We start from the raw sequence: 16,733 nt of genomic DNA, 5'->3' as shown, positions 1-16,733 counted from the left end.
GCACCCAGAGCGACCAGAGTCTCGATCAGCACAGCCGTCTGCACCGTCATGTGCAACGAACCCGCGATCCGCGCACCCTTCAACGGCTGCGACGCCGCGTACTCGGCGCGGGTGGCCATCAGACCCGGCATCTCGTGCTCCGCCAGGCGGATCTGGTGACGACCCGCCTCCGCCAGCTTCAGGTCGCGCACGGCGAACTCCAGTCCGCCCACCTGCTGAAGCTTCACGCTCATGATTCCTCTTCTCGCATAGCACGATTCATCGACAACTCAGTCCACAGCGGACCCATCAGGTGGAAGACGCCGACCGCGGTCGCGCGCAGGCGGCACGACGCCGGAGACTCCACGGCGTTCGCACGTCGGCCGGTGGCCGCGATCCCCCTCGCGACATCAAAAAAGGCACCTCCGTCAGGAGGCGCCCTTACCGTGCTGTCCCTTTACCCCGCCGGCCGAGCGTGGCGGACGTGACGTCCGTTGCAGCGCCTCTCAGCCAGCGGTCGCGCCCCGGATCGGAGCGCATCGAGTCGGTCGAACCCGGCGTGCTGAAAATTCTGGTGACCGCCGACCGCTTTGTCAACCGCCCAACCGGCCGCGCGGGGCGCGAAACCGCGCCGGACCTCGGCCTTCCCGATTTTCACCGGAAGAGGTGATTTCCGCGTGAGGCGCCGTCGCGTCGTCAAGGTCGGCCGCCATGAACGCGATAAACATTCTTGACCATCCATTGAGATCACAGTTGAAGAATGCGGCGCTCATGACACTTGTTGGCGGCTTCCGTGAAGTGAACGAGACCGAGGTGCTCCCGACCGGCCGACAGGCGGCACCCACACCTGAGGACCACGGCCCGGCGATAGCCATGCGGACGTTCTTCACGCCTCCGTTCGCCAGCCTGCCCGTCGATCTCTACGCGAAGATCGAGGACGGCGCGGCCACCCGGCACCGCGGCGCGGTCACGGTTCACCCGCACAGCACCGTCTCCACCTCGACCTACTTCGGGCGCTTCCCCGCCAGCTACTGGCAGCGCTGGACCGCCGTCACCGAGGTGACCGTGCGGGCCAGCGTCAGCGGCGCCGGGATCGTGCGCGTCATGGCCTCCGACTCCCGGGGCGGCACCCGCACGCTGCACACCGCGCGCGTCGCGGGCACCACCGAGACGCGCGCGCAGTGGACCGTGGGCATCGGCAAGTTCGTCGACGGCGGCGCGATCTGGCTGGAGCTGATCACCGAGGCCGACCCGCTGCAGGTCGCCGACGTCGAGTGGCTGGTCCCCCACCCGCACCGCAGCCGCCCCACCACCGCCGTGCTGTGCACGCACAACAGGCCCGACGACTGCCTGAACACGCTGCGCGCGCTGGCCGCCGACCCGGCCGCGATGAGCGCGCTGTCGGACGTCTACGTGGTCGACCAGGGCGACGACACCCTCGAATCGCGCGAGCCGTTCGAGTCGGTTCGCGACATGTTCGGCGGCCGGATGCACTACGTGCGCCAGCGCAACCTCGGCGGCGCGGGCGGTTTCACCCGCGGCCTGCACGAGTCGCTCGCCGACGACGACGCCGTGCTCAACACCCTGTTCATGGACGACGACATCCTGCTGGAGCCGGACACGGTGGTGCGGATGACGACGTTCGCCGACTCGGCCGTGGAACCGACCGTCGTCGGGTCGCAGATGCTGCAGCTGCTGCACCCGTACCAGATCCACGTCTCCGCCGAGCACGCCCGGTTCACCACCATCGAGCCCGGCCTGGCCGTGGACGGCGGTCTCGACCGCGCCGACCTGACCGAGCAGCTGCAGGACCGGCGCGTCGACGCCGACTACAACGCGTGGTGGTGCTGCCTGCTGCCCTCGGAGATCGTGCGCGACGCGGGCTACCCCATCCCGATGTTCTTCCAGTGGGACGACGTGGAGTTCGGCTACCGCATCCGGGGCCGGGGCCACGCGACCGTGACGCTGCCCGGCGCGGCGGTGTGGCACGCCGACTTCGACTGGAAGGACGAGGAGAGCTGGGTCCGGTACTTCACCCTGCGCAACGCGCTGATCATCGACGCGCTGCACGGCGACTTCAGCGGCGCGGCGAGCGCGAAGGTCTTCCTGCGCTGGACCGCCGAGTGCCTGGTGTCGATGCGCTACGCCCAGGCCGAGGTGCTGATCGCCGCGGTCGAGGACTTCCTGGCCGGTCCCGAGGTCCTGCGCGACGGTGACGCGGACACGCTCGGCCGGATCGCGCGGATCCGCGCCGCCCACCCCGAGACCGCGCGGTACGCGCCCTCGCAGGTGCCGGGGCTGCGCGGGGCCTCGCGGCCCATCGCCAAGGCCGGACCGCACCCGGCGCGCCGTCGGCTGGTGCTGGCAAAGCGCCTGGTCTGGCACCTGCGCGGCAAGGTCGGCGGTGCCGCCTCCATCCCGTCCGGCGACGCCCACTGGTGGCACGTCGGGTTGTTCGAGACCGCGGTGGTCACCGACGCCTCCCAGGAATCGGTGTCGGTCCGCCGGGTCGACCGCGACGAGCTCCGTCGCATCGGCGCGAAGGCCCTGCGCACGGCGCTGCGGCTGCGCCGCGAAGGAGACCGGGCGCGGGGTGCGTGGCGCGACGGCCACCGCGCGCTCACCGACAGGACGAACTGGACCCGCCTGTTCCAGCTCGACGAAACCAACGCTGCCAAGGAGTAGATCGTGAACATGCTGTCCCGCGTCCTCAACCCCGTGCGGGTCGCCGCACGGGAGAAGTTGCAGCGTGCGGTGTCCGAGGCCGTCGCGGGCGTGGTCCGCCCCGAGGTCGACCGCGCGGTCAACGCCACCCGCGACTTCGAGATGCGCTCGCGCCGCGACCTGTTCGCCGCGGGTGAGCGCGACGCCGCGGTGTCCACCGCGCGGCTGGTGCACCAGGAGATGGCCTCGGCGCGGATGCTGCCGGACCCCATCGCCACCCTCAACCACGCGCTGTCGCTGGCCCCGGCCGAGGGCATGGCCCTGGAGTTCGGCGTGTACTCCGGCAAGACGCTCACCGAGATCGCCCGCTCCCGCAAGGGCGTCGACGTCTACGGCTTCGACTCCTTCGAGGGCCTGCCGGAGCACTGGCGCGCCGGGTTCCCGGAGGGCACGTTCGGCGGCGAGATGCTGCCGGACGGGCCGCCGCAGGTCGAGGGCGCCGAGCTGGTCGTCGGCTGGTTCGACCAGACGCTGCCGCGCTTCCTGGACGCCCACCCGGGCCCGGTGGCGTTCCTGCACGTCGACTGCGACATCTACTCGTCCACCAAGACGGTGCTGGAGCTGGTGGGCCCGCGGCTGCGCAAGGGCAGCGTCGTGGTGTTCGACGAGTTCTTCAACTACCCGGGTTGGCAGTTCGGCGAGTACCGCGCGTGGGGCGAGCACGTCGACGCGACCGGTTGGAAGTTCTCGTACGAAGCGTTCACCATCGACAACGAGCAGGTGGCCGTCCGGCTGACCGACGTCGGCCCTGGCGTGGACATCGACAGGTTCGCCCGCGCCCCGCAGGCCGCGGTGCAGCACAGCTGATCCGCTCGTCCCGCCCGCCCGGGTACCGGGCGGGCGGGCAGCCCGAGCAGCGCGCGCACGGAAGGCCGACTAGGGTGTCGGCGGCGTTCGCCTGGGAAGCGGAGGGCCATGGTTGAGAGCTACCGGTTGGACGACGCGGCCGGTCTGGACGAGGGGCTCCGCGACCTGGCCTGCCGGGTCAACCGCGCCGCCGCCTGGTCGTACCGGTTCTCCGACGGCGAGCTGCACTGGTCGGCGGGCATGGCGGGGCTGCTGCAGGTCGGCGAGGACGACCGGGAGCAGATCCGGACCCGCCTGCTGGAGCTGGTCTCGCCGCTGGTGCACTCCGCCGAGACCCGCCAGGCCCCGGACTCGCAAGCCCTGGAGGAGCCGTTCCTGACGGCCTCGGGCGAGGCGCGCTCGGCGTTCCTGCGCTGCAGCACCACCCACTACCGGGGGGAGAGGTGCCTGGTCGGGATCGCCGTGGACGCGGCGCCGCCGTTGCGCGACCAGCGGCTGGACACCGACATCGCCGACCGCTACCGGCGGCTCATCGAGCTCAACCCGGACGCCGTGTGCGTGCACCAGGACGGGGTCACCGTCTACGTCAACCCGGCGGGCGTGCGGATGATGCGCGCCTCCTCCCCCGACGAGGTCGTCGGGCATCCCATCACCAAGTTCGTCGCCGAGCACTCCCGGGCGGGGTTGTTCTCGCGGTTGTCGGTGGCCAACGAGCCGGGGACGACGACCGAGCCGGCCGAGGCCGAGATGATCCGGGTCGACGGCTCGCGGATGCTGGTCGAGTCGGTCGCGGTGCGCACCAGCTGGCACGGGCGGCCGGCGTTCCAGGTGATCCTGCACGACGTGACCGCGCAGCGGGCCGCGGAGGCGGCGCTGCGGTACCAGGCGGCGCTGGTGGAGCACGTCAGCAACGCCATCATCGCCACGTCCTGGGACGGCGTGGTGACCAGCTGGAACCCCGCCGCCGAGATGATCTACGGGTACTCCGCGGAGCAGGCGCGCGGCCGCCCGGTCGGCGAGGTGGTGGGCGCCCGGATCGACCCGGCGGCGCTGCTGACGGTGGGCGGGACGACCGAGGCCAAGCACCGGCACGCCGACGGCTCGCCGGTGCTGGTGCGGATCTCGGCGGCGGAGATGAGCAACGGCTACGTGCTGGTGTGCGCCGACGAGACGGCGCGGCGCACGGCCGAGCAGCGCTACGCGACGGTGGTCAGCCTGCTCGACGAGGGGGTGCTGATCATCGATGAGGGCGGCCGGATCGTCACGACCAACCCGGCCGCGGCCGCGATCCTGGGCTTCCGGGAGGAGGAGCTGCTGGGCAGCTCGCCGGAGTCGTGGGTGACCTACGACGACGACGGCGAGCAGCTGCCGGAGCCGCCGTCGGTGCGCACGCGCTACAGCGGTGAGCCGGAGAACCGCCGCGTCGCGCGCTTCGAGCGCCGGGACGGCAGCAGCGCGTGGCTGGCGATCTCGGCGCGCTCCCTGACGCCGGAGGACTCGCCGCCGCACCGCACGATGGTGTCGTTCACGGACATCACCGAGCCGCGCGCCTTCCGCAAGCAGCTGGAGCGGGAGGCGACGCACGACCCGCTGACGGGGCTGGCGAACCGGACGATGGTGCTGCGCCGGTTGCAGGCGGCGATGCGCGAGCCGACCGGCACGAAACCGACCGGCGTGATGTTCATCGACCTGGACAAGTTCAAGATCATCAACGATTCGCTGGGGCACGTCGTCGGCGACGAGGTGCTGCGCGTCGCCGGAGAGCGGCTCCGGTCGGTGATGCGGTCCGACGAGCACGTCGGCAGGCACGGCGGCGACGAGTTCGTCGTGCTGGTGCACGACGAGCAGGACTCGGGACGCCTGCACGCGCTGGCCGAGCGGATCCGGCGGCGGCTCACCGAGCCGATCCTGGTCGACGGCAGGCACCTGCACGTCGACGCCAGCATCGGCATCGTCCTGGTCCCGCCCGGCGACACGCGCACCGCCGAGGACGTGCTGCGCGACGCCGACGTGGCGATGTACGAGGCCAAGACGCGCGGGCGCGGCCGGGTGGCGTTCTTCGACGTGCAGCTGCGCGAGCGGCTGCAGCGCTACCTGGAGCTGGAGCAGGACCTGCGCTCGGCGGTCGACCGGGGCGAGCTGTGGCTGGCCTACCAGCCGATCGTGAACCTGCACTCCAACCGGGTCGCCGCGGTCGAGGGGCTGCTGCGCTGGACCCACCCGGAGCACGGGACGGTCTCGCCGGAGGAGTTCATCCCGATGGCCGAGGAGAGCGACCTGATCCACCACATCGGCAGCTGGGTGCTGTCCACGGCGGTGAAGCAGATCTCGGAGTTCCGCTCGCGCTTCGACCTCGACCTGCGGGTGAAGGCGAACCTGTCGGTGCGCCAGCTGGAGGACCCGGCGCTGCCGGAGGCGGTGGACCAGGCGCTGCGCAGTTCCGGGTTGCCGGCCCGGTCGCTGTCGCTGGAGATCACCGAGAGCGCGCTGATGCACGACCCGACCACGGCCGCGCACATGCTCCAGGAGCTGCGGCGGTACGGGGTGCGACTGGCCATCGACGACTTCGGCACCGGCTACTCCTCGCTGGCGCAGTTGCTGCGGTTGCCGCTGGACTCGCTGAAGATCGACCGGTCGTTCATCAACGACATCGCGCACTCGCACGACTCGGAGGCGCTGGTCACCAGCATCATGGCGATGGCCCACGCGGTCGATCTGGGCGTCATCGCCGAGGGCGTGGAGAACCCCGCGCAGCTGGCGGTGCTGCGCAGGCTCGGCTGCGACCAGGCCCAGGGCTACTACCTGGGCCGCCCGTCGCCGGTCCAGGAGCTGGCGGGCACCATCGAGGTCGCCAACCGGCGGGCCATCATCGAGTGAGGCGGGTTGCGTCGCGCAACCCGCTATCCTCGGCGGCATGCGGCGCACGTCCCTGGCTCACTGGCCCTGCTCGATCGCGCGGGCCCTGGACCTGCTCGGCGATCAGTGGACCCCGCTGGTGCTGCGGGAGGCGTTCTACGGCGTCCGGCGCTTCGACGACTTCCAGACCTCGCTGGGCATCGCCCGCAACACCCTCGCCGAGCGGCTGCGCCGCCTGGTGGACGAGGGCCTGCTCGACAAGCGCGCCTACCAGGACGAACCGCCGCGCTACGACTACGTGCTGACCGAGAAGGGCCGCGACTTCTACAGCGTGCTGGCGGCCATGGCCCGCTGGGGCGACCGGTGGCTGTCGGGCGCCGAGGGCGTCCCGGTGGTGCTGCACCACGAGCGCTGCGGCCACGACACCCACGCCGAGGTGGTCTGCGCGGCCTGCCGCGAACCGCTGCGCGCGGAGGACACCGCGGCCCGGCTCGGCCCGGGTTACCCGCCCCGCCTGGCCGAGCGCCCGGACGTCAAGCGCCGCTTCGGCTGAGCCTCAGAGGTCCCGGACGAGGTCCAGTGCGCGGCCGAGGGTCGTCAGCCGCTCCTCAAGGTCCTCCCCCGCCGGGTAGAAGCGGACGGTGCGCACGCCGGTGTCGCGCCAGACGCGCAACCGCTCGCGGACCATCTCCTCGGTGCCGATCAAGGTGGTGGCCAGCACCATCTCGTCGGTGACGAGGGCCGCTGCCCCGTCGCGGTCGCCCGCCTGCCAGCGCTCGCGCACTGCTTCGGCCGCTTCCCGCCAGCCCTGGCGGGCGTAGGCGCGGTTGTAGAAGTTGGTGGTGGCCGAACCCATGCCGCCGAGGGAGAACGCCAGCTGCTCCTTGCGCCCGGCGAGCATGTCGCGCAGTTCGGCGGGGTCGGTGGCGAAGGCGACCTCGGCGCCCTGGCAGATGTCCAGGTCGGCGCGGGTGCGCCCGGCGCGGGCCAGACCCGCGTCGAGGTGTTCGAAGTAGGCGTCGGCACCTTCCGGCACGAAGCTGGTCCCCAACCAGCCGTCGGCGATCTCCCCGGTCAGCTCCAGCATCTTCGGCGACAGCGTCGCCAGGTGGATCGGCACCTGCACCGGTGGGATCGACACGCGCATCGGCCGGGATTCGCCGGGGCGCGGGATCGTGAAGTGCTCGCCGCTGTGGCGGACCTTCTCCCCGGCGAAGACCTGCCGCACGACCTGCACCGTCTCCCGCATGCGGCCCAGCGGGCGGGCGAAGTCCACGCCGTGCAGCCCCTCGATGACCTGCGGTCCGGACGCGCCGAGGCCCAGGTGGAACCGGCCTTCGGACAGGTGGGCCAGCGTCATCGCGGCCTGGGCGATGGCGACCGGCGTGCGGGTGCCGAGCTGCATGATCCCGGAGCCGAGGCGAATGGTCTCGGTGCGGGCGGCGAGGTAGCCGAGGGTGGACGGGGCGTCCGAGCCCCAGGCTTCGGCGACCCAGCACATGTCCAGGCCGAGCTTCTCGGCTTCGCGGACGAACTCGACGGTCTCGCGCCAGTCGCCGCCGGAGCCCTCGATGGTGGTGGCGGTGCGCATCAGCCGGTCGTCTCGGCGAGCCGCTTGATGCCGGTGAGGTTGGCGGTCATGCCGCGTTCGAAATCGCGCAGGCGGACGAAGACGATCTTCTGCTCCTTGTCCGGCATGCGGTCGATGGCCAGGCTCAGCCCGGAGCGCGCCGGTCCCATCCGACCCCACTGGCTCAGCCGCGTGCCGCCGCCATCGGCCTCCAGCGTGAAGCGCCAGGACGCGGTCGGGTGCTCGGCGTCGCCGACGGCCCAGCCGAAGGCGCGGTGCGGCTCGAACTCGACGACGTGGGAGGTCGTGGTCCACTCCCCCAGCGCGTCGTTGCGGTTGCGGCCGGTGAAGCGGGCGCCGAGCGCCGGCTCGACCGCGCCGTCGAGCCAGGCGACCTCCTGCAGCTCCTCGCTGAAGCGCGCGAGCAGGTGCACGTCGATGACCAGCTCCCACACCCGCTGCGGCAGGGCGTCGATCCAGGTCTCGACCTCGACCGCCGGTCCGTCCGCGTAGCGCGCGCCCGTCCACTCCATGCTCGCGACCTCCTCGTCTTGCGGCGTTGACCAGTAGGGTTGCGTGATGCAACCCGCAATGTCAACTCCTCGACGAGGAAGTGCTCGTCAGGCCGTGCGCGAGGTCGAAGCGGGCACCGGAACGTCCGGGAGCGGGATGTCCGGGAGCGGGACCCGCCGCGCCTTCTCCAGCGCGTGCTTGATGATGACCACCAGCTCCCGGTTCGGCGGCGAGCAGGCGAACGCGGCCCGCGCGTGCTCGCTGACCGCGGCGTGCTCGGACACCTCGATCTCCATGTGACGGAGGACGTGCGTCATGCCGTCGACCTCGGAGAAGCTGTAGGTGATGGTCACCGACGAGGCGCCGTCGAGCCCCCGCGACCGCACGATCCAGCGGCGGCCCGGTTCGGCGTCGAGGATCGCCCAGCGGTTCCCCCGACTCTCCTGCCAGCCGTCGTCGACGGGCCTCCTGCCCGGTGGCACGAGCGTCCACCCCGGATCGGCCACCGGCCGGCCGCCCTCCCAGTTGGCCGGATCGGTGATGTAGCTGTAGACGTCCATGGCCGGGCACGCGATTTCCGTCTCGGCCACCGTCGAATAGAAGGGCATGGCTCAAGCGTCCTTCCACTCAATTCCCCCCGGACGCCCCGCGACCGGATTACCCCCACCGGGTCCATTGTTCGGCCCGAAAGGGAATCAGCAACTCGATCGGCACCCGGTGATCGCGCCACGGGCAGCGATCCGGGACTCGGGCGTGACGCGCGGCACAGCGCTGGGCCAGATCGGAAGCGGTTGAAGCGCAGGGAGTTTCGCCCGCGTCCCTCCGATGCGGACACCCGGCTCCGATCCGGGGACGGCGGAGCCTACCGGATTCGGCGACGGCGGCAAGACCACGAGAGCGCTTCGGATCAAGTCGCTGAACCGTCGCTGACCCGGACCTTCGTTGCGCGAGCAACATCATCTCCCGCACGCCGCGACGTCACCCGGTGGTGCGTCCTTCCAAATCGATTCCGAAGCCCCCGACGGGGTCCGTCGGAACCCGGTGCGGCGGTGCGCGGGACCACGGGGCACGACCCGGCGACCGCCTGCGACCAGCACATGTACCGTGACGTCGAACCCACCGCCCGGCCCGACCGGCGGTGATCCGCAGGAGCGTCCACAGGAGACTTGAGCAGCGATGCAACCGAGTAACGAGCAGGACCGGGCGAAGTGGGCCGCGGGTACGGCCGTCATCGACGCCTACATCCGCGACGGCATGAAGCTCGGCCTGGGCTCGGGCACCACTTCGCACTGGTTCGTCCGCGCGCTGGGCGAGGCCGTGGCCAACGGCCTCGACGTGGTCGGTGTGCCCACCTCGACCAGCACCCGTGACCTGGCGCTCGAGGTCGGCGTGCCGCTGACCACGCTGGCCGAGGTCGGCAAGCTGGACCTCACCGTCGACGGCGCCGACGAGATCGACCCCGCCGGTCACATGATCAAGGGTGGCGGCGCCTGCCTGCTCTGGGAGCGCATCATCGCCGACAACTCGGCGAAGATGGTGTGCGTGGTCGACGAGGGCAAGGCCGTCGACCAGCTCGGCAAGTTCCCGCTGCCGATCGAGGTCGTGCAGTTCGAGTGGCAGGCCACCGAGCGCGCCATCGCCGAGCTGCTGGACTCCCTCGGCCACCCCGGCGTGAAGCTGACCCGCCGCGAGAAGGACGGCGGCCCGCTGGTCACCGACAGCGGCAACTTCATCGTCGACGCCCACCTCGAGGCGATCAAGGACCCGATCGCGCTGGACTCCCAGCTCAACTGGATCCCGGGCGTGGTGGAGAACGGCCTGTTCACCGGCATCGCCGCCGAGGTCGTGATCGGCCGCGGCGACGGCAGCCACGACATCCGCGACGTCTCCGCGACCCCGTCGGCCCGCCCGTCGACCCGCGGACGCTGACGCCGCCACCCGACCGAGGGGCCGTGAGCACCGCTCACGGCCCCTCGTCGCGTCTCAGGTCCCCGCGTAGCAGTACGAGTCCGAGGACGCGTCGCCGCCCTGGAGGCGCACCTGGTGCGCTCGGCGACCCCGGAATTCCTCGCCGTGCACGAAGAAGTCCCGGTCGACGGTCAGCCCGCCGCGCTGCGGGTCGGTGGTGAGCTTGGCCAGCCACGCGCCCACGCCGTCCGGGTAGAACTGGTCGTCCCAGGCACCGTAGAGCGAGTTGGTCAGGTAGATCCGCTGCCCGTCGCGGCTGACCTCCACCATCTGCGGGCCGCCCGCCAGCGGCCGGTCCGGCGCCGAGGGGTGCGGTGCTCGGTCGACGATGCCGCCGAGCCGGACCGAACCGACCTCGCGCGGGTGCGCGGGATCGCTGACGTCGTACTGCTTGAGCTCGCCCGTCCCCCAGCACGAGACGTAGAGGAACCGGTCGTCGACCGAGAGGTTGATGTCGGTGACCAGCGGCGGCACCGCGCCGAAGGGCTGCAGCGCGGGCGGCAGCTGCTCGGTCCCGGCGGGTTCGGCCGGGATCGTGATGACCTTCTCCACGTTCCACCGCTCGCCGTCGCGGAACCAGCGCCACACCGAGGCCGACAGGTCCGCGGTGCTGACCACGACCCCGGCGAACCCCCAGGTCGCGCCCGGGTCGTGGGACGGCCGCAGCTCCAGCACCATCTGGTGCTCCGAGCCGAGGTCGACGCGCTGCACGTGCCTGCCCTCGGCCAGGTCCCAGAAGTGCAGCGCGTGCCCGTACTGCTGGCCCAGCAGCAGTTCGGGCACCAGACCGTCCTCGATCATCGACGGGGTGCCCCACTCGCTGGTGATCAGCGTGTTCTGGTTGAGGTGCCACCAGGCGTCGTAGGCCAGGTGCTGCGGGCCGCGATCGGTCTCCCACGCCCGCACGACCTCGAACGTGTCGTGGTCGAGGACCGCGATCCCTCCCGGTCCCCCGTCGCCGTCGGCGGTACCGAGGCACGACAGGTAGATGCCGTCGGGCCCGCAGTGCAGGGTGTGCGGCCGCGAGTACCCGGCGCGGGCGGCGAGCTCGTCGGCGTCCACGGTGCGCACCAGGTGCGGTTGCGTCGGGTCCGGGTGGGTGTCGTAGACGTGGATGTTCGACGACCGCAGGCCCGGCAGCAGCAGGTAGCGGCGTTGCAGGCCGTCGGTGTGGTGCCCGGCGTGCGCGAACGCGCTGCTGCAGGCGTTCCAGCCGAAGTGGTGCAGCTCGTCGCCGCGGGTGGGCAGGTCCGCCCAGCCCACGACCTGCCCGTACCCGTCGGCGTCGGGGTCGGTGCCGATGACGGCCAGCGCGTCGGGCTGCTCGGCGGCGCGGTCGAAGGTGACGACGTAGGCCAGCGACTCGGGCGGTGCGGCGATCGCCTCGGCCGGACTGCGGTAGAACGTCGGATCCACCGTGGGTGTGCTCATCTCGTCCTCCATCCGGAGATGGCGTTCGGTCCACCCCGAATCGTCCCGCACCTCACCCCTCGGCGAGCGGTGTCCGCATCGTGGGACCACCGCGAGGATCTGTCCAGCCATGCGGCGGAGCCGCATTCTCGTTCACCGCCCTGGCAGCCGGCACCGCCGCAGGTTCTGATCGGCTTCGTGGCGAGTACGCCGGGACGCCGCGTATTGGCATACTCAAGGAGCGGCGCACGGAGTCCACGGAGCCGGTCAGGTTCTGCTACCCGCACCGATGAGCAAGGTGATCCTCGAACACCTACTGGAGGTGCGCGCAGCGCAGCGACGGGTCGAGCCGGTAGGTGATGTCCAGGACTGCGTTCTGGCCGCTCAACCAGGACATCTCCGCTCCCGGGTGCGCGGTGTGCACGATGACCAGGTCCCACCGCCGCGACTCGGCGGCGTCATCGGCTCGCAACGTGGTGTCACCCAACCGGACGGACGGCACGAACGGGTCCGCGTAGGCCACCCGAACCCCCTCCGCGGCCAGGTCCGCCAGCACCTCCAGCGCCGGGGACTCCCGCACGTCGGCGACCCCGGGCTCGTAGGCGACGCCCAGGACGAGCACGTCGGAGCCGGCGAAGGGCTTGCCGCGGTCGGCCAGCAGGTGCCGGGCGCGTTCGACGACCCGGTGCGGGCGGGCCGCGATCGACCCCATCGCGGCGTTCATCAGCGGCGCCGGGAACCGCTGCGCGCGCAGCTGCCACAGCAGGGAGTGCGCGTCGCAGGGGATGCCGCGGCCGGGCCCCGGCTGGAACGGCACGAACCCGTGGGGCTTGGTCGCCGCCGCCTCGATGACCTCGATCGGATCGACCCCGAAGGCGCGGCAGCCGTCGGCGAACTCGTTGATCATCGCCATGTTGACCGCCCGGAAGCTGTTCTGCAGCAGCTCGGTCATCTCCGCGGCTTCCGGTGAGGTGACGGCGTGCACGGCCGGTGCGCCGCGGGCGATCACCGCCTCGGCCCGGCGACCGCATTCCTCGGTCACCCCGCCGATCACGCGCGGGGTCGCGTACCGCTCGGGCCCGTTCACGCCGGGATCGACGTGCTCCGGGCTGAACGCGACGTGCACCTGCTCGCCGACGGTCCAGCCGTTGCGATGGCGCAGCGGCTCGGCGACCAGGTCGCGGGTGCAACCGACGTACGTGGTGGAGGTGAGCACGATCGACTGCCCTTGGACGGCGTTGGCCACCACCGAGGCGCACGCCGCGGTCAGTTCGCGCATGTCCGGCACCAAGCGGCTGTCCACCGGCATGGGCACCGCGATCACCACGGACTCCGCGTCGCTGATCGCCGCGAGGTCGGAGGTCAACTCCATCCGGCCGTCAGCGAGCGCGCGCTCGACTCGCGCGTGATCGGGGGTCGACGGCTCGGCGTCGCGCACCAGCAGCCTGCTCTCATCGACGTTCACACCGGTCACCGCGACTCCGGATTCCACGAGGGACAGCGCGGTCCGCAGACCGACTTCACCCGAACCCACGACCACCGCGTGGACCGACCCCGGCTCCTGCATGATTCCGATCGCTGAACTCGACCGCGTCGCAGTCATATTCGCTTCACCCATGATCGCGGAACCTTCTTGTCCTGTGCATCGGTCGCTGAGAACGCACTGCTATCAGAACGTTTCGCTGAGTAACCGGGGCCGGAACCGGGCGGTTCCCCCGGCGCTTCGCGCAACCCCGATGACCGCCGATGTGCGGGGCTGGGCCGATCCGACCTGCAGAGAAGAGTGCACCAACGTGGTGCCACAAACCAGGGAACAAAGGCCTGATAAGGGACTTCCTCCCCGCTGCCGCGAGAAGCGGGGAGGGCACAATCGGGAAAACGAGTCCGTGATCGGACCCGCACGAGGAGGCCCCATGGATCAGCAAAAGTGGGACCGTCACGACATCGCCGACTACTTGGGAATTCGGGTCGGATCGGTGAACGCTTGGCTCTCCCGGCACAGGATCAGTCCGATCGCGCGGCGACCCGCCGGTCGCGGCGCGCTGGCGAACCTCTACGACGCCGAGGAGATCAAACGCGTTCGGAAAGCCGGTCGCGAGCAGCGGCAGTGAGCCGCACCTGATCACCTCCGGCCCGGTCGTGGCTGCAAACGGACGTACGGCGTCGACTTCGCCCTGAACGGCCCGAGCCGCGCACGAGGAATCGCCCGCCCCCGGAAAGAAGAGAAGCATTTCGTTCCACTTCCGGGATTCCAGAAACGGAGCGGATTCCTCCGCAGCGGGCGGTGGGTTCGACGCTGCCCGTGCCCTGAAATTCGTCGGCCGCGGGGCCGATGAACCTCGCGATGGCCGGGGATCATCCTCTGCCGCAGCACCTTTCCCTCGCGCGCTCCCCCGTGTCGCGCGCCGATTCGGCATTCACTCACCGCATTCTTTCGGTCACGTGGTGTGGCGGGGACTTTTGACACTAGGACGACGCACCAACCTGTTCCACCTTCGATATCGCTATCACAACCTTTCAGCCGAGAACTGAAATGCGTTGCAGCGCCTACTCGAACGGGGGCGGGGATGAGTCATCAACACACGCGGTTGGCCGTGGTCGGGTACGGGTACTGGGGCGCCAAGCACGCACGCGTGTTGAGCAGCGTTCCGGGGGTCGACCTCGTCGTGGTCGACAACGATCCGGGCCGGCGGGAGGAGGCCCGGTGGGGTTGTCCCAACGCCGACCTCACAGGAGATCTCGCCGCAGCGCTCGACTTCGTCGAAGGTGTCGTGGTCGCCACTCCACCTAGGACGCACGGTGAGATCGCGCATCGCGCACTGCGCGCGGGCAAACCCGTGCTGGTCGAGAAACCGCTGGCGACGTCCACATCGGTGGCGAGGTCGCTCGTCGACACGGCGGCCGAGCACGGTGTCCCGCTGATGGTCGGCCACACCTTCGAGTACAACGCGGCGGTGTGGAAGCTGCGGGAGATGATCCACTCGGGCGAGCTCGGACGCGTCCTCTACATCGACACGGCCCGGCTCAACCTCGGGATCTACCAGAACGACGTCGACGTGATCTGGGACCTGGCCCCGCACGATCTGTCGATCATCTCGTTCCTCATGGGGGAACGGCCCGGTTCGGTCGCGGCCTGGGCGCACCGCAGCGTCGGCGCGCGTCATGCCGACGTCGCGTACCTGCGCCTGCAGCTCGAGCAGTCACTCATCCCGGCCTTCGTCCACGTGAGCTGGCTGGACCCGCAGAAGGTTCGGCGCGTGACCGTGGTCGGAGACCGGAAGATGGCCGTCTACAACGACCTGCTCGACGAGGACCGGATCCGGATCTACGACATCGGCGTGGATTCCACCGACCCGGGCGAGCCGGTGGACACGCCGGCGATGCCGGTCACCTACCGCACGGGCGACATCGTGTCGCCGCACGTCGTGTTCCGGGAGCCGCTCCTGGTTCAGGACACCCACTTCATCGACTGCGTCCGCACCGGTGAGCGGCCGTCCACGCCAGGAGAGAGCGGGCTCGACGTGGTCCGGGTGCTCAGCGCCTCCGACGCGGCCCGCAAGAGCGGCCACGAGGTCGCGGTTCGCGAGGAGCACGGCCTCCTCGACGGCCGACAGGTCCTGCTCGCGCGCGCCCAACTCGGTGGGACACCGTCATGAACGAGCCGATTCCCTTCCTGGACGTCGTCGGCGTCAACTCCGACGTGCGCGAGGAGCTCGACATCGCGTGGAAAGCCGTTCTGCAGCACGGGCGTTTCGTGGGCGGACCGGAGGTCGGGATGTTCGAGGAGCAGTTCGCGAGCTACTGCGAGGCCTCCGAGTGCGTCGGGGTCGGCAACGGGACCGACGCGCTGGAACTGATCCTGACCGCGCTGTCGATCGGCGCCGGTGACGAGGTGATCGTCCCGGCCAACACGTTCGCCGCCACGGCCGAGGCGGTCTGCTCGGCAGGCGCTCGACCGAGGTTCGTGGACGTCGAGCCCGGCACGCTGCTCATCGATCCCGATGCGGCGGACGCGGCGGTGAACTCGCGGACGGCGGCGATCGTCGGGGTGCACCTCTTCGGCCAGATGATCGACGTGCCCCGGGTCGCGGCCGTGGCCCGACGGCACTCGCTCGCGCTGCTCGAAGATGCCGCACAAGCGCACGGCGCCCGGTTCGCCGGCCGGCGGGCCGGAAGCGTCGGCACAGCAGCGGCCTTCAGCTTCTACCCGGGCAAGAATCTCGGAGCCCTCGGGGACGCGGGAGCCGTTGTCACGCACGACCGTTCGGTCGCCGACCGAGTGCGCAGGCTCGCGAACCACGGCTCCGCACCGGGGAACCGTCACGTGCACCGCGAACGCGGCCGCAACAGCCGCCTCGACAGCATCCAGGCGGCAGCCCTGTCGGCCAAGCTCCCGATGCTGGACGACGACAACCGGCGACGGTCGGCGTTGATGGAGGCCTACGCGGCGCTGCTGCCCGCCTCCTGCGCCCCGGTCGCCGTATCACCCGAGGCGCAGTCCGCGCACCACCTGGCCGTGGTGCGGACCGCGCAGCGGGAGCGGGCGGTGTCCGCACTGGACTCCGCGGGGATCGGTTGGGGCGTGCACTACCCCGTTCCCTGCCACCTGCAGCCCGCTTTCTCCGCGTTTCGCGAGCAGTTGCCGACGGTCGAGAAGGCCGCCGAGCAGATCCTGTCCCTGCCGATCTCGCCGACGTTGGGCCAAGCCGACGTCGCACGAATCTGTGAAGCATTGCGAGGTGTCACCTCATGACCAGCACCGGATCCGATCGAGGACAGCCGCGGACCGAACCGGACGGGAACGCGAACAACTCGTCCGTCGAACGCTGGCATCGTTACGAGCCCTGGGAGGCGGATCGGGCACGGGTACCCACCCGGGACCGGGACACCGCCGCGCACACTCTCT

At 70.8% G+C, this 16,733-nt stretch carries 15 protein-coding genes; 9 read left to right on the top strand and 6 right to left on the bottom strand.

Annotated features, from left to right (window positions below):
* Window positions 1-233, bottom strand: a 233-nt coding sequence (locus QFW96_RS13465; RefSeq protein ID WP_281455950.1) for an adenosylhomocysteinase, incomplete at its 3' end; no start/stop codon positions are given.
* A gap of 230 nt (window positions 234-463) precedes the next feature.
* Here QFW96_RS13465 and QFW96_RS13460 point away from each other — a divergent pair.
* From QFW96_RS13460 to QFW96_RS13440, 5 genes are all read left to right on the top strand, one after another.
* Complete coding sequence (locus tag QFW96_RS13460; RefSeq protein ID WP_281455949.1) at window positions 464-649, top strand: hypothetical protein; 186 nt, start codon at window positions 464-466, stop codon at window positions 647-649.
* A 128-nt stretch (window positions 650-777) separates the two neighbouring features.
* Window positions 778-2,664 (top strand): glycosyltransferase, encoded by a 1,887-nt coding sequence (locus QFW96_RS13455; RefSeq protein WP_281455948.1) that lies wholly within the window; start codon window positions 778-780, stop codon window positions 2,662-2,664.
* A 9-nt stretch (window positions 2,665-2,673) separates the two neighbouring features.
* Window positions 2,674-3,510 carry a class I SAM-dependent methyltransferase gene (locus QFW96_RS13450; protein WP_343231381.1) on the top strand — a complete coding sequence of 279 codons (837 nt, stop codon included), beginning with the start codon at window positions 2,674-2,676 and terminating at the stop codon, window positions 3,508-3,510.
* A 108-nt stretch (window positions 3,511-3,618) separates the two neighbouring features.
* Window positions 3,619-6,387 carry a sensor domain-containing protein gene (locus tag QFW96_RS13445; protein ID WP_281455947.1) on the top strand — a complete coding sequence of 923 codons (2,769 nt, stop codon included), beginning with the start codon at window positions 3,619-3,621 and terminating at the stop codon, window positions 6,385-6,387.
* Window positions 6,388-6,424: 37 nt separating this feature from the next.
* Complete coding sequence (locus tag QFW96_RS13440) at window positions 6,425-6,919, top strand: winged helix-turn-helix transcriptional regulator (RefSeq protein ID WP_281455946.1); 495 nt, start codon at window positions 6,425-6,427, stop codon at window positions 6,917-6,919.
* Window positions 6,920-6,922: 3 nt separating this feature from the next.
* On the opposite strand, the gene QFW96_RS13435 is transcribed toward QFW96_RS13440, so the two are convergent.
* The 3 genes from QFW96_RS13435 to QFW96_RS13425 all read right to left on the bottom strand — a co-directional run bounded on the left by QFW96_RS13435 (window position 6,923) and on the right by QFW96_RS13425 (window position 9,039).
* Window positions 6,923-7,957, bottom strand: a complete 1,035-nt coding sequence (locus QFW96_RS13435; RefSeq protein ID WP_281455945.1) for an LLM class flavin-dependent oxidoreductase — start codon at window positions 7,955-7,957, stop codon at window positions 6,923-6,925.
* Entirely contained in the window at window positions 7,957-8,469 is a 513-nt protein-coding gene (locus QFW96_RS13430) for an SRPBCC family protein (protein ID WP_281455944.1), read from the bottom strand. The genes QFW96_RS13435 and QFW96_RS13430 overlap by 1 nt, the downstream gene beginning before the upstream one ends.
* Window positions 8,470-8,556: 87 nt before the next feature.
* Window positions 8,557-9,039 (bottom strand): SRPBCC family protein, encoded by a 483-nt coding sequence (locus QFW96_RS13425; protein WP_281455943.1) that lies wholly within the window; start codon window positions 9,037-9,039, stop codon window positions 8,557-8,559.
* 586 nt (window positions 9,040-9,625) lie between these two features.
* On the opposite strand from QFW96_RS13425, the gene rpiA reads away from it, so the two are divergent.
* The gene (rpiA, locus tag QFW96_RS13420) at window positions 9,626-10,378 is read left to right on the top strand and encodes a ribose-5-phosphate isomerase RpiA (protein ID WP_281455942.1); all 753 of its coding nucleotides are present in this window, start codon (window positions 9,626-9,628) and stop codon (window positions 10,376-10,378) included.
* Window positions 10,379-10,432: 54 nt separating this feature from the next.
* On the opposite strand, the gene QFW96_RS13415 is transcribed toward rpiA, so the two are convergent.
* Both QFW96_RS13415 and QFW96_RS13410 read right to left on the bottom strand, forming a co-directional pair.
* A complete protein-coding gene (locus tag QFW96_RS13415) occupies window positions 10,433-11,848 on the bottom strand; it encodes a selenium-binding protein SBP56-related protein (RefSeq protein WP_281455941.1) in 1,416 nt (471 codons plus the stop codon).
* 292 nt (window positions 11,849-12,140) lie between these two features.
* Window positions 12,141-13,394 carry a nucleotide sugar dehydrogenase gene (locus tag QFW96_RS13410; RefSeq protein ID WP_281455940.1) on the bottom strand — a complete coding sequence of 418 codons (1,254 nt, stop codon included), beginning with the start codon at window positions 13,392-13,394 and terminating at the stop codon, window positions 12,141-12,143.
* Between the two features lie 346 nt (window positions 13,395-13,740).
* On the opposite strand from QFW96_RS13410, the gene QFW96_RS13405 reads away from it, so the two are divergent.
* The 3 genes from QFW96_RS13405 (at window position 13,741) to QFW96_RS13395 (ending at window position 16,580) form a co-directional block, all read left to right on the top strand.
* Window positions 13,741-13,938, top strand: a complete 198-nt coding sequence (locus QFW96_RS13405) for a hypothetical protein (protein WP_281455939.1) — start codon at window positions 13,741-13,743, stop codon at window positions 13,936-13,938.
* A 456-nt stretch (window positions 13,939-14,394) separates the two neighbouring features.
* Window positions 14,395-15,483, top strand: a complete 1,089-nt coding sequence (locus QFW96_RS13400) for a Gfo/Idh/MocA family protein (protein ID WP_281455938.1) — start codon at window positions 14,395-14,397, stop codon at window positions 15,481-15,483.
* Entirely contained in the window at window positions 15,480-16,580 is a 1,101-nt protein-coding gene (locus QFW96_RS13395; protein ID WP_281455937.1) for a DegT/DnrJ/EryC1/StrS family aminotransferase, read from the top strand. Before QFW96_RS13400 ends, QFW96_RS13395 begins: the two co-directional genes overlap by 4 nt.
* The last annotated feature ends 153 nt before the right edge of the window (window positions 16,581-16,733 follow it).

This window comes from Saccharopolyspora ipomoeae (assembly GCF_029952525.1).
Classification (GTDB): Bacteria; Actinomycetota; Actinomycetes; order Mycobacteriales; family Pseudonocardiaceae; genus Saccharopolyspora; species Saccharopolyspora ipomoeae.
Note: the sequence above shows the minus strand (reverse complement) of the source record. Positions and strands in the feature narration are given on the sequence as shown.

Coding starts and splice junctions, on each gene's coding strand:
- QFW96_RS13450 (WP_343231381.1), top strand. CDS start 2,674: ATGCTGTCCCGCGTCCTCAACCCCGTGCGGGTCGCCGCACGGGAGAAG.
- QFW96_RS13400 (WP_281455938.1), top strand. CDS start 14,395: ATGAGTCATCAACACACGCGGTTGGCCGTGGTCGGGTACGGGTACTGG.
- QFW96_RS13415 (WP_281455941.1), bottom strand. CDS start 11,848: ATGAGCACACCCACGGTGGATCCGACGTTCTACCGCAGTCCGGCCGAG.
- QFW96_RS13405 (WP_281455939.1), top strand. CDS start 13,741: ATGGATCAGCAAAAGTGGGACCGTCACGACATCGCCGACTACTTGGGA.
- QFW96_RS13430 (WP_281455944.1), bottom strand. CDS start 8,469: ATGGAGTGGACGGGCGCGCGCTACGCGGACGGACCGGCGGTCGAGGTC.
- rpiA (WP_281455942.1), top strand. CDS start 9,626: ATGCAACCGAGTAACGAGCAGGACCGGGCGAAGTGGGCCGCGGGTACG.
- QFW96_RS13395 (WP_281455937.1), top strand. CDS start 15,480: ATGAACGAGCCGATTCCCTTCCTGGACGTCGTCGGCGTCAACTCCGAC.
- QFW96_RS13445 (WP_281455947.1), top strand. CDS start 3,619: ATGGTTGAGAGCTACCGGTTGGACGACGCGGCCGGTCTGGACGAGGGG.
- QFW96_RS13410 (WP_281455940.1), bottom strand. CDS start 13,394: ATGCAGGAGCCGGGGTCGGTCCACGCGGTGGTCGTGGGTTCGGGTGAA.
- QFW96_RS13435 (WP_281455945.1), bottom strand. CDS start 7,957: ATGCGCACCGCCACCACCATCGAGGGCTCCGGCGGCGACTGGCGCGAG.
- QFW96_RS13440 (WP_281455946.1), top strand. CDS start 6,425: ATGCGGCGCACGTCCCTGGCTCACTGGCCCTGCTCGATCGCGCGGGCC.